At 62.9% G+C, this 12,628-nt stretch carries 10 protein-coding genes; 9 read left to right on the forward strand and 1 reads right to left on the reverse strand.

Annotated features, from left to right (window positions below; translation table 11 throughout):
• Positions 1–3 precede the first annotated feature (3 nt).
• From argE to FJ957_RS01330, 9 genes are all read left to right on the forward strand, one after another.
• Positions 4–1,197, forward strand: coding sequence for an acetylornithine deacetylase (gene argE / locus FJ957_RS01285; protein WP_210243228.1), 1,194 nt, complete (start codon positions 4–6; stop codon positions 1,195–1,197).
• Complete coding sequence (locus FJ957_RS01290; protein WP_181180467.1) at positions 1,188–2,465, forward strand: FAD-dependent oxidoreductase; 1,278 nt, start codon at positions 1,188–1,190, stop codon at positions 2,463–2,465. The genes argE and FJ957_RS01290 overlap by 10 nt, the downstream gene beginning before the upstream one ends.
• A gap of 830 nt (positions 2,466–3,295) precedes the next feature.
• A complete protein-coding gene (locus FJ957_RS01300) occupies positions 3,296–5,089 on the forward strand; it encodes a hydantoinase B/oxoprolinase family protein (protein WP_140827661.1) in 1,794 nt (597 codons plus the stop codon).
• 65 nt (positions 5,090–5,154) lie between these two features.
• Positions 5,155–6,351 (forward strand): ABC transporter substrate-binding protein, encoded by a 1,197-nt coding sequence (locus FJ957_RS01305; RefSeq protein ID WP_140827663.1) that lies wholly within the window; start codon positions 5,155–5,157, stop codon positions 6,349–6,351.
• 58 nt (positions 6,352–6,409) lie between these two features.
• The gene (locus tag FJ957_RS01310; protein ID WP_246685747.1) at positions 6,410–7,141 is read left to right on the forward strand and encodes an ABC transporter ATP-binding protein; all 732 of its coding nucleotides are present in this window, start codon (positions 6,410–6,412) and stop codon (positions 7,139–7,141) included.
• Positions 7,135–7,860: an ABC transporter ATP-binding protein gene (locus tag FJ957_RS01315; protein ID WP_140827667.1), complete on the forward strand. Its 726-nt coding sequence runs from the start codon at positions 7,135–7,137 to the stop codon at positions 7,858–7,860. Before FJ957_RS01310 ends, FJ957_RS01315 begins: the two co-directional genes overlap by 7 nt.
• Positions 7,857–8,738 carry a branched-chain amino acid ABC transporter permease gene (locus tag FJ957_RS01320; RefSeq protein ID WP_140827669.1) on the forward strand — a complete coding sequence of 294 codons (882 nt, stop codon included), beginning with the start codon at positions 7,857–7,859 and terminating at the stop codon, positions 8,736–8,738. The genes FJ957_RS01315 and FJ957_RS01320 overlap by 4 nt, the downstream gene beginning before the upstream one ends.
• A 2-nt stretch (positions 8,739–8,740) precedes the next feature.
• Positions 8,741–9,781 (forward strand): branched-chain amino acid ABC transporter permease, encoded by a 1,041-nt coding sequence (locus FJ957_RS01325; RefSeq protein ID WP_140827671.1) that lies wholly within the window; start codon positions 8,741–8,743, stop codon positions 9,779–9,781.
• A gap of 4 nt (positions 9,782–9,785) precedes the next feature.
• Positions 9,786–11,849, forward strand: a complete 2,064-nt coding sequence (locus FJ957_RS01330; protein WP_140827673.1) for a hydantoinase/oxoprolinase family protein — start codon at positions 9,786–9,788, stop codon at positions 11,847–11,849.
• An 11-nt stretch (positions 11,850–11,860) separates the two neighbouring features.
• Here FJ957_RS01330 and FJ957_RS01335 read toward each other — a convergent pair whose 3' ends face one another.
• The gene (locus FJ957_RS01335; RefSeq protein ID WP_140827675.1) at positions 11,861–12,625 is read right to left on the reverse strand and encodes a GntR family transcriptional regulator; all 765 of its coding nucleotides are present in this window, start codon (positions 12,623–12,625) and stop codon (positions 11,861–11,863) included.
• Positions 12,626–12,628 lie beyond the last annotated feature (3 nt).

A 12,628-nucleotide genomic window follows, 5' to 3' on the forward strand; every position in this document is an offset into this window, starting at 1 on the left:
GCGATGACGATTGTCGCCGGCGCCGTGGACGACAGCATCGCCATGATCGGCGACCTCATCGGCTTTCCGACGGTGTCGCGCGATCCCAATCGCGATCTTCTGTTCTATGTGGAGGCGTATCTCGCGCGCCACGGGATTGCCTGCGATATCATCTGGAACGACGACCGCACCAAGGGCAATCTGTGGGCGACGATCGGTCCGGCCGATGTTCCGGGCGTCATCCTTTCGGGGCACAGCGACGTGGTGCCGATCGACGGGCAGGCCTGGACAAGTGATCCGTTCGTGCTGCGTCGGGCGCATGGACGCATTTACGGCCGGGGTGCCTGTGACATGAAGGGCTTCATCGGTATTGTGCTCGCCGCCGTTCCCGGTCTGGTGCGGCGCAACCTCAAGGTTCCGGTCCATATCGCGATCTCCTACGACGAGGAGGTCGGCTGCACCGGCGTTCGCAGCCTCATCGACCGCATTGCCGCCATGGAAGTCAAGCCGGCGCTCTGCATCGTCGGCGAACCGACCAGCATGCAGGTGGTCATCGGCCACAAGGGCGGCGGCATGTACCGGGCCACGATCGCCGGCAAAAGCGCCCATTCCAGCCTCGCGCCGACTGCCGTCAACGCCATCGAATACGCCGCGGAACTGATCGCCTTCATCAAGAGCTTGTCTTGCGAACACGCCCTTGGTGGGCCGCACGATCATGTCTATGATATCAGCCATTCCACCCTGTCGGTGACGACCATCTCCGGCGGCACCGCACTCAACATCATTCCTAACAGCTGCGAATTCGGCTTTGACATCCGCTCGTTGCCCGAGGTCGATGCGCGTGCCCTGATCGAGCGTATCCGCAGCCATGCCGATACCATGATCCTGCCCCGGATGCGGGCGACCGCGCCCGAGGTCGAAATCATCGTCGAGCCGATTGTCGAATTCGTTGGCCTGTCGACGCAGGCAGATCATCCGGCGGTGACGTTCATCAAGCGCATGGTCGGGCGCAACGATCACGTCAAGGTGGCCTACGGCACCGAGGCCGGCCTGTTCAGCAATTCGGCCGGGGTCGTCTCGGTCGTATGCGGGCCGGGATCCATCGAGCAGGCCCACAAGCCGGACGAATATCTCGATCTTGCCGAAATCGAACGCTGCCGTGCCTTTCTCGATCGCCTGGCGGGCCAACTCGAGGACGGTGGACTGCCGTGGCTGTGAAACGCGGTTTCGATGCGATCGTCGTCGGCGCCGGAATAGCCGGCACGGCCAGTGCCTATTATCTGCGCCAAGCCGGGTTCTCGGTGGCGCTGGTCGACATGCATCATCCCGGCTGGGGCGCGTCGGGCCGCAATCCTGGCTTTCTCTGGCTGCAGACCAAGGCGGCAGGGCTGGCCATGGATTTTTCGCTTGCCGGACGCCGCTTCGCCGAAACGCTTGCCGGCGAGATGCCGGATTTCGGCTTCCGCGCCAGCGGCGGACTTATCACCTGGCGCGACGACGTCTTCGAGCCGGTGGTGCGCGCCTTCGTCGCAGACCGGGTTGCCGCCGGGCTGCCGGTGTCCCTGCTCGACCGGCCGGCTCTTCGCGATCTCTGTCCTGACATTTCGCCGGAGGTCTCCGGAGCGGTTTGGAATCCTCTCGACGCGCACCAGGACACGCGGCTTCTGGTGCGCCACCTTGCCGATGCTTTCCAAGACGGAGGCGGCAGCATCGTTGCGCCGGCGCGGATCGCAAGTCTCGTCCTGACGGGTTCGACCTGCCGGGGTGTCAGGCTGGCGGATGGCGCGGAAATCGAAAGCGGCGTCGTGGTGGTGGCTGCCGGGCCATGGTCCAACCTTTTGCTCGAACCGTTGGGGCTCGGCATTTCCTCCACGCCGACGCGTTTCGAAGCGGCGGAGACCGCGCCGGCGCCTTTCAGGATAAAGCCCGTGATCTCGGGCCAGTCGCTGTTCCGCTTCTTCACGCCGCCGGGCATCGATGCGACAAGCCTGCCGCGCGAGCCGGTGGAACTCTTGCGCCCCGAACTCGGCTTTACCGGCCAGATCGCAAGCTTCCCCGATGGATCGCTGCAGTTCGGCTGCGCCTACGAGATCGGTAGCGACGATGACCGGGCGACAGTGGCCGGGCAGGCGATGGCATGCTCGATCATGAGCCGCAATTTTCAGGCAATGGCCAGCCTGCCGATCCTGCGGCAATGGGCAGGTATTGTCGCGCAGACGCCGGATGGCCTGCCTTTCATCGATGCCGCGAGTGGCCCCGAGGGATTGATCCTCAACACCGGTCATTTCTTCGGCAACCTCGCGGGCGCATTTTCGGGTAGGATCGTGGCTCAACTGGCAAGCGGGCAGGAGCTTGTCTATCCTGTTGAAGGATTTTCGCGACGGCGTTTCACTGGGGGTGACCACGTAGCGTGGGGCAGGGACGTTGGTCGAAACGATCCGACAGGGAGGAAGCATGCCGACAAGGATTTTCAGGGCCGCGTTTGAGCGGCTGGCGCCGGACGCGTTGGCGGACTGGGCCGCAATATCCGTCACAATCGTTTCCGATATCAGCGCTGGGTATGTGGTGGTCGACCCGCGCATGAGGCCGCTCCCCATTGGCACGAGAATGGTCAAACAAGCGGTCACCGCCAGGCGCGACCGTTCCAATTTCGGGGCGATGCTGCACGCCATCGACATTGCCGGCCAGGGCGAGGTCTTCACCGTCGATGCCGGCGGCTGACTGTAGACAGCCTATGCCGGTGAAATTCTCTGCGGCATGGCGCGGCGCAAGCGGGTCGCGGGCTTGATCGTCAACGGGGCGGTCCAGGATATCGACACGATCACCGGCTGGGACGATTTTCCTGTTCTATGCGCTCGGCAGCGCGGCCAGGGGCCCGCCATCGAAAGAGCATGGCCCGGTCAACGACATCGTCTTCGGCGGCGTCGCGGTAAGGCCTGGAGACATCATACCTGGCGACGATGACGGCATTGCCGTCATCCCGCTGCGCGACGCCGGGGCGCTTATCGAGCTGGCGCAGCAAAGAGCCCGTATGGAAGAAACAGGGTGAGGGACCCGCCTCCGGCAGGCCGCTGATCGATGTCTTCAGCGTTCCAGAGGCGATATGAGCCGAATCGTATCGTGTCCTGAACCACCGCGAAAGACGCTTGAGAGCCGAACGTTACGACAACCCGATCGAGTCAAAAATGATATTGACTTCATATTCATTTCACGGTCTGTTGATATAACGGTATCGGCTGCCGGCGGGAAGCCTATCTCGCCCAGAAGATAGCCATCCTGCTACGTGACTGCGTTCCTCAATCCGGAGGGTTTGCCGATGGCGCTATCGGGCAAAGCCAAGAAACTGGCCAAGTTCGATCCCACGCTGCTCGCAGTGCTGTCGAGCCGGTTCGAGTCGATCATCCGCGAGATGACGAACACGGTTATGAAAGCGAGTCGTTCCAGCGTCATCAAGAACGCCCGTGATATGTCCTGTGGCATCCTCACCTATGATCACCGGCTGGTTTCGGTGGAGGAAGCGCTGCCGATCCACGTCAATGCGCTGGAGCTGACCACCAGGCCCATCACCGAACTGTTTGATGACGTGAAAGAAGGCGACGCATTCCTCAACAACAGTCCCTTCTACGGTGTCACCCATCATGCCGACCTCACGCTTTGCGTGCCGGTGTTCTTCGAAGGCACACCACTGTTCTGGACCTTGTCGCGGTCACACCATGCCGACATCGGTGCGCCGGAACCCTCGACCTACCTGCCGTTCGCGGCAACGATCTACCAGGAGGGCGTGCATTTCCCATGCGTTCGTATCCAGGAGAACTTCAAGGACAAGCAGGATCTGATCCGCATCGGCCTGCAGAAGATCCGGGTCAGCAACATGTGGTACGGCGACTACCGGGCCCAGGTCGGGGCTTGCCGAACGGGGGAGCGCCGTCTCAAGGAACTGGTGGCTCAGTATGGGATCGACACCGTCCGCGACTTCATCGAGGCGTGGATGGACTATGGTGAGCGGCGTGCGATTGCTGCCATCAAGAAACTGCCGGCGGGTACTTACATTTATGAAGTCCGTCACGATCCGGTCGCCGGCGTCGCCGACGAGGGCATACCGATCAAGGCGAAGGTGACGGTCGACTCGAAGAAGGGCCTGATCACCGTAGATGTGCGAGACAACCCGGACTGCGTCCCAGGCGGCCTCAATCTGACGGAGGCTTGCGCGGTGGCTTCTTGCCGGATCGGCGTCTACTACAATCTGGAGGCAAGCGTTCCGCACAATGAGGGCAGTTCGAGCCGGATCGTCCCGGTGCTGCGCGACGGCTGCGTCGTCGGACGGCCGAGCCATCCGATCGGAACGTCCTGCGCCACCAGCAACGTCAATGAACGCCTTGCCAATGCGGTGCAATGCGCATTCTCCGAAATGGGCGAGCCCTATGGCATGGCGGAAGGCGGCGGCAATTTCTCGGCTGCCCTGGGCGTCGTCTCCGGCATCGACAGGCGCCGGGAGGCCAGCGTCGAATACATCACCCAGCTCATGCTGGCCCTGTCTGGCGGCCCTGCCAATCACGGCCATGATGGCTGGCTGACCTATGAATGCTCGGTCGGCAACGGCATCATGGTCACGGACTCGATCGAGGTCGATGAAGCGACCTATCCGATCCTTGTCGAGGAACGGCGCATCCGCCAGGACAGCATGGGCTTCGGCCAATGGAACGGCGCCCCAGCCGTGCAGGGCGCCTACCGTTCGCTGACCGGCGACATGACGCTTTATGTCTGCGGCGATGGCGGCACATTTCCGGCCAAGGGCGTGCTCGGCGGATTGCCGGGTGCCAACGGCGGAACCTGGCGTCGCGGCCGAAATGCCGAGGTCGAGCGGCTGCCGGATTTCTACAACGGTGCGTTTACGGACGGGGAGGCCATCCTCTACCGCTCCTGCGCGGGCGGCGGCTATGGCCGGCCCGACCGGCGCGACCCCGAGCGTGTCGCGGAGGACGTCAATCGTAAATGGCTGAGCGTGGCGACCGCGCGCGAAGTCTACGGCGTCGCCCTGACGCTTTGCGACAACGGTATCGACTACCAGGTCGACACTGCTGGGACCGAAAGGCTGCGCGCGACAAACTGAACGCATGAGAAGAACAAGAAGGCGGCGGCAAGCCGACCGCCAATCTGGAACCAGAGGGAAAAGCAATGAAACAACGTCAATTGTTGAAAACTGGTCTTGTATCGAAAACGGGCCTGGCAGCCCTGGCACTTGCCGCGGCCCTTTCCGCCGCGCGGGCCGAGGATCCGATCATCATCGGAGCGGCGATTGCCCAGAGCGGCGCGATCGCTCCCTATGACGACGGTCCGGCCAAGGCGATGGAGATAGCCGTGGACGAAATAAATGCCAAGGGCGGCATACTCGGCCGGCAGCTCAAGATCATCTATTCCGACACCAAGTCGGACATTGCCTATGGTGCGACGGCGGCGCAGGACGTCATCGACAAGGGCGCGAAGATGGTCGTGGTCACCTGCGACTACGACTATGGCAGCGCGGCGGCGTCAGTCGCCGATGGTGCAGGGCTGATTGCCTTCTCCACCTGTGCCGGCGATCCGAAGTTCGGCCCATCGGGCATTGGCCCGAACGCGTTCACCATGGCAACCGGCGCGCCCGGACAGGCGGTGGCGCTGGCCGAATGGGCGTATAACGTGAAGGGATGGCGCACAGCCTATGTGCTGCTCGACACGACCATCGCCTTCGACGCCAGCTTTGCCGACTTCTTCACGCGTCGCTGGACCGAGTTGGCCGGAGCCGAAGGCCTTATAGGCAAGGACACGTTCGGCGGCGAGGATCCCCAGATCGCCAGCCAGATCACTCGCATCAAGGCACTGCCCAAGCAGCCGGATGTAATGGTACTCAGTTCGTTTCCACCAGGCGGATCGAGCGCGATGCGTCAGTTGCGTGCGGCCGACGTCAATGTGCCGCTGCTCGGCTCCGAGTCCTGGGATGGTGACTATTGGCTTGAGGCCGTTCCCAATCTCAGCAATTTCTACCTCGTGACGTATGGTTCCGTTTTCGGCAACGACAGCCGTCCGGAAGTCGCTGCGTTCATGGAAAAGTTCAAGAAGAAATTCGACACGCGTCCGGTTACTTCCCATGCGATGACTGGCTACAGCGTCATCCAGGGCTGGACGAAGGCTATCGAGAAGGCCGGTACATTCGATACCGACAAGGTCCGCGACGCGCTGGAGACCTTTGTCGGCGAGCCGTTGCTTGCCGGACCAACCACTTTCACCAAGGACACGCACATCAACATGCGGCGCGATCTCATTCTGCTCGAGGTAAAGGACGGCAAGCCCGGCAACGTCATTAGTGTCGTCAAGGCGGAGCAGATGCCGAAGTAGCGCTCGCATCGCAAGCCGCATCATGTCCGTGCAGCAGGCAGCCGGTTCAGAGCCGACCGTGTCCACGTTGGATGTCAGGAATGTCGTCGTCGACTTCCAGGGTCTACGCGCGATCGAGAATGTGAGCCTGACGTTGAGGCCGGGGGAAATCCTGGGCCTCATCGGTCCGAATGGCGCCGGCAAGACGACCCTGATCAACGTCCTGACCGGGTTCCAGACGGTGACGCAGGGCAGCGTCCACATGAATGGAGTAGACATCGGGCCCTGGAAACCGCATGAGCGTAGCCGCAGAGGGCTCGTGCGCACCTTCCAGAGCGTGCTGCCCTTTGTCGGACTGACGGCGCTCGAGAATGTCGAGGCTGGCGGCGTGGCTATCGGCATGAGTCGGCGCGAAGCACGCGCCGAGGCGCGGCGCATCCTCGGCGAGGTGGGGCTTTCGGCCAAGGCCGACCGGCCTGTCGGCACATTGCCATTCGGCGAGGAGCGGCGTGTCGGCATTGCCAGGGCCGTCGCCATGAGACCGCGCTTCCTGTTGATGGATGAGCCCGCGGCCGGGCTCAACGATGCGGAATGCAACGATCTTCAGCAGATCATCAGGACCATCGGAGAGCGGCTCGACTGCGGCATCCTTTTCATCGAGCACCGCATGTCGCTGGTGTTTCAGCTTTGCCATCGGATCCAGGTGCTTCAGCTTGGCCGCACGCTGGCCATTGGTTCGACTGCGGAAATCAGGGCTGATGCCAAGGTCCGCCAAGCATATCTCGGCGAAGAGGATCCCGCGCCTTGCTGAATATCCGCGACCTGCACGTCAACTACGGTAACATCATTGCCTTGCGCGGCGTTTCACTCGATGTCGGTGAGGGCGAGATCGTCGCCGTGATCGGCCCGAACGGGGCCGGCAAGTCGACGCTGTTGCTGGCGGTCGCGGGCGTGGTGAAAGCGCGTGCCGGCAGCATCGAGCTTGCCGGGCGCAATACCGCCCAGATGCAGGCAGAAGCGCTGGTTTCCGCCGGACTGTCGCTGGTCCCGGAAGGCCGCCACATCTTTGGTTCGCTGAGCGTGGCGGAAAACCTGGCGCTCGGTGCGACGGTTCGCCGGGACAGAAAGCGGATCGCGGCCGACATCGACAAAGTGCTGGTCATGTTTCCGGTGCTGAAGGACCGGTATCGGCAGCGTGCCAACAAGCTTTCGGGCGGCGAGCAGCAGATGCTGGCAATCGGCCGTGCGATGCTGGCACGACCAAAGCTCCTCCTTCTCGACGAACCATCGCTTGGGCTGGCGCCACTGGTGGTCAACCAGGTCTACCAGGCGGTACTCGAGCTCAGGCGCTCGGGTGTCACAGTGCTGATCGTCGAGCAGAACGTGACACGCGCTCTGGCGGCGGCCGACCGCACCTATGTGCTGAGTTCGGGAGCAATCGCGATGTCAGGCAAGTCGGCGGACCTTTCGGGCACGGCCGCGTTCGACGCGGCCTATTTCGGTGTCGCGGGTGAAGGGGGAAAACCATGATCTTCCTGCAAAACGCCATCGACGCCATCAGCCTCGGCGCCGTCTATGCGCTGGCGGCATTGGGGATCGGCCTGATCTTCAGCATCATGCGGCTGATCAATTTCGCCCATGGCGAGCTGATCATGGCCGGCGGCTTCACGCTTTTTTCCTTGGTCGGCCAGCCGCTTCTGGTGATGATCCTAGCGGCCATCATGATCACCACGATCCTGGCGCTCGGCATGGAGCGCGTCGCATTCCGGCCGCTGCGCAAGGCCAATCCCGCAACGCTGCTGATCGCTTCCTTCGCGGTTTCCTATCTTGTGCAGCACACCGTGCTGATGATGTTCGGGTCGCGCGCGATCGGCGTCGCCTTTCTCTCCGAACTCGGCACCAGCGTTGAATTCGGCGGCTTACGCGTGCCACGCCTGCAGATCGTTACAATCGCAACCACACTCTGCCTGATGGCCGGTCTTGTCGTGTTCTTCCGCTTTTCGCGGATCGGACTGCAGATGCGCGCCGCCGCCGAGGATTTCACCATGGCCCGTCTCGTCGGGGTTCGTGCCAACCGGGTCATCGCCTTTGCATTCGCCATCTCCGGCGTGCTGGCAAGCATGGTGTCGCTTTATCTCGTCGCCCAGACCGGCAGCGTATCCTACAAGATGGGTGTGTCGATGGTGCTGATCGCCTTCGTCTCGTCGGTCATCGGCGGGATGGGATCGGTCGCCGGCGCGGCCCTTGGCGGCTTCCTCGTCGGCGTCGTCTCGGTCTCGCTTCAGGCCTATCTGCCCGTCGATCTGCGGCCATACCGCGACGCTTTCGTCTTCCTGATGTTCATCTTGTTCCTGTTCTGGCGCCCGGATGGACTGCTGATGAGTCGCACCGACCGGGAGCGGGTGTAAGCATGAACAATGATACCGCGCTTCGTCCGCTGCAGACAGCGGCCATCCTGATCCTGATCCTGCTGACGGTGGCACTGATCGCGACGGCCGCGCCGTCGGCCATGCAGCGCACCGTCGTCGAGGCGATGATCAAGCTTGTCGTTGTGGTCGGCCTGTTCATCTTCGTCGGCAATTCCGGCGTCTTCTCCTTCGGCCACGTCGCCTTCATGGCGATTGGCGGCTACATGTCCGCCATTCTCACCCTGTCGCCGGCGCGCAAATCCGTCCTGCTCGACCTGCCGGGCAGCATCGAGGCGCTACAACTGTCCTGGCCGGTCGCGCTGGTGATCGTAGTGCTCGCCGTCGGCCTGATAGCCCTGCTGGTCGCTTCGCCACTCTGCCGGCTGCGCGGCATCGCGCTGCCCATGGCCACCTTCGCCATGCTGGTCATCACCTTCGTCGTCGCATCGAACTGGCAGCAGGTGACCGGCGGACGCCAGGCACTCGTCGGGCTTCCCCGCTACACCGGCCTGTGGGTGGCTTTCGGCGGCGCCTCGCTCGCGATCATCGTCGCAGCGGTCTATGGTACGACTCGCCATAGCCTGATGCTGCGCTGCTCGCGTGAAAGCGAGGTCGCCGCGGCTGCCACCGGAATCGATATCGAGCGCGAGAGGCTTATCGCCTTCGTCCTCAGTGCCATGGTGGTGGCCCTGGGCGGCGTGCTGTTCAGCCACTTCATCGGCACCATCACCGCCAACACCTTCTATCTCGACCTGACCTTCGTCACGCTGACGATGCTGGTGGTCGGGGGCATGCGCAGCCTGACCGGCGCTTTTGTAGGCGTGGCCTTCATCTCGACCATCTCGGAACTGTTCCGATCCATCGAACGCGGCGTGTCCATCGGCGGGCATGTCCTGTCGGCGCCCCCCGGACTACAGGAAATTGCGCTCGCAGTGATCCTGCTCGCCATCCTGATCACCCGGCCGGCCGGCTTGCTTGGCGATCGCGAAATAAGTTGGCCGCAACGGCCACGGCACTCGAACACGACAACGCAACAGGAATAGAATTATGTTCGTCGCCTGCATCGACATTGGGGGAACGTTCACCGACCTTGTGCTGTATCGCGAGGGCGCGGATCTCGAGATCCACAAATCGCCGACAACACCGGGAATGTTCGAGCGCGGTTTCATCGACGTCCTGGAGGTAGCGGCCAGGAGCCACGACATGGCACTGGCCGATTTTCTATCGAAGATGAACATGATCGTGCACGGCACGACTGTTTCGACGAACGCGCTTGTCGAAGGCAAGGTCGCGCCAACCGGCTTGATATGCAACGCCGGTCATCCCGACATCCTTACGCTGCGCGAGTCCCCGCGCAAGCGCGCTTTCAACATCAAGATCGATTTCCCCCCGCCCTATATCCATCGTAGCCGCACTTGCGAGGTTCGTGGTCGCATCGATTCGATGGGCAATGAGGTCGAAGGCCTCAATGACGACGACGTGCGCGCGGCCGCCCGTCATCTCAAAGCGTGCGGCGTCGAGGCAATTGCCGTGTGCCTACTCTGGTCGATCGTCAATTCGACCCATGAATGCCGCGTCCGCGAGATCATCGAAGAGGAGCTTCCGGGCATTCCTGTGACGCTCAGCCACGAACTCAACCCGATCCCGCGCGAATATCGGCGCACCATATCGACAGCCATCAACGCTTCGCTCTATCCGATCGTCAGCGAATACGTCGGCAACCTCACGCGCGCTCTGAAGAAGGCCGGCTACGATGGCGAGCTCCTGATCGCCAACTGCGTCGGAGGTATGATGCCGCCGGAGGAGATCGTCGCGCGGCCGATCTACAGTGTGATGTCGGGCCCGACGCTGGCGCCGATCGCAGCAACCAGCCTTACGGACGCCAGCAACGTCATCGTCGTCGACATGGGAGGCACCACTTTCGACGTTTCGGCATTGCGCGACCGGCACCTTGTCGTCACCCCGGAGGCGACCTTCGGTATGGAGATGCTGGGCATACCGAAGATCGACGTCCGCTCGGTCGGTGCTGGTGGCGGCAGCATTGCCTGGGTCGATGTCGGTGGGCTCCTGCGTGTCGGCCCGCACAGTGCCAGCGCCGTGCCAGGGCCAGCCTGCTACGGCCGCGGCGGCACGGAGCCGACCGTAACCGATGCCAATGTCGTGCTCGGCATTATCGACCCCGACTATTTTCTCGGCGGTCGCATCAAGCTGGACCGCGCAAAGGCCGAGGCCGCGGTCGGCAAGATCGCAAAGCAGTTGAAGATCGGCCTGATGGAAGCGGCTTACGCGATCTACACCACGACCAACCACAACATGATCGGCGCGATCGAGGATATCACCGTCAACGAGGGCATCGACCCGCGCGACAGCTATGTCGTCAGCGGCGGCGGGGCGACCGCCTGCCACATTGGCGACATGGCCCGCATCCTCGGCATCAAGAGTTTCATGGTGCCGCGCTTTGCGGCAGGGCTGAGCGCCTATGGCGGCCTGATTTCCGACATACGCTGGGAAGAGACCGGCACGCTGAACACCACCGACCGGGACTTCGACCTCGCCGGCGTCAACCGGCTGCTGGCATCGCTCAAGCGGCGGGGCGGGGCTTTCCTCAAGCGGTCCGGGCTCGATGCGAAATGGCAGCGCTTCGAATTTGCTTTTCAGGGTCGCTATCTCTATCAGTCCTGGGACATTGAGGTGCCGTTCGACCTGCCCGAAGGCAAGTTCGCCAAGGGCGCGCTCGCCGAACTGGTGGCTGCTTTCCATGCGCAGCACGAGCGTATCTACACGATCAAGGACGAGGCCGACACCGTGGAGTTCACCACTTGGAAGGTGCGTGCCATCGGCGATACTGGCGGCAAGGCGCGTCGCGGCTCGCCGTTGTCGCCCCAGCAAGGGAAAATCCGACCCAAGTCAAGCCGCAATATCTACTTCGACAAGGGTTATCGCGACGTTCCGGTGTACGACGCCAGCCTGATCGGTGCGGGCGCAAAACTGGAAGGCCCAGCCGTGCTCGAACTGCCGACAACGACGATCCTGCTCCTGTATGACCAGAAGGTGCAGGTCGATGGACAGGGGAATATTCTGGTCGATCTGGTACGGGAATACAGCCAATAGCGAAGGACGGGTCAACTTGGACTGCGACCGCCGGACTTGCCTGTGCGAGAGAACGACGTGCGCAATCGGTAACGATCGCCGGCATAGCGGATCGTAGAGGACAGCAGCGGCCGGCTGGCCGCATCGACGATGAGTTGGCGCATTACAAGGGTCGATTTGCCTACTTCCAAATCGAGGTGGCTTGCTAGCGTCGTATCGGCGCCGCGTGCCTCGATCGTGGTCTCGGCGCGGGCGAGATCGACGCCGGCATTGATCAGCAGACCGAACAGCGACGCCGTCTTGAAGTCGACGTTGCCGAGGTCGGGTACCAGGGCGGCAGCGAAGAACGAGGTGTCGACGGCGACCGGAACCTGGTCGAGCCGCCTTATCCGCTCCAGGTGAAACAGCGCGGCGCCGGGCGCGATCGCAAGCTCCTCTGCCTCGTCGAGCGATGCCGGCGCCTGCTCGGCGCGCAGCACGTCGGAGGAGGGCGTCAGGCCGAGGCGCCGGGCGGTCTCGCTGAAGGATTCCAGCGTGTTGGGGAATTCCTTCGGCACTTTGGCCGAGACATACCAGCCGCGCCCATGCGAGGGCGTCAGCACGCCTTCCTCGACAAGGCTCTGCAAGGCTCGGCGCAAGGTCACCCTCGAGATCGACAGGCGCGTGAACAGGTCGCGCTCGGCCGGCAGCCGCGCGCCCGAGGCGAGCTTGCCGTTGGCGATTTCCTGAAGGATCGCATCGGCCGCTTGCCGCCAGAGCGGCTCGGGTCCGTCCGACTGCAGTGGCGAGCCCTCCATCCC

Source organism: Mesorhizobium sp. B2-4-6 (assembly GCF_006442775.1).
Classification (GTDB): Bacteria; Pseudomonadota; Alphaproteobacteria; order Rhizobiales; family Rhizobiaceae; genus Mesorhizobium.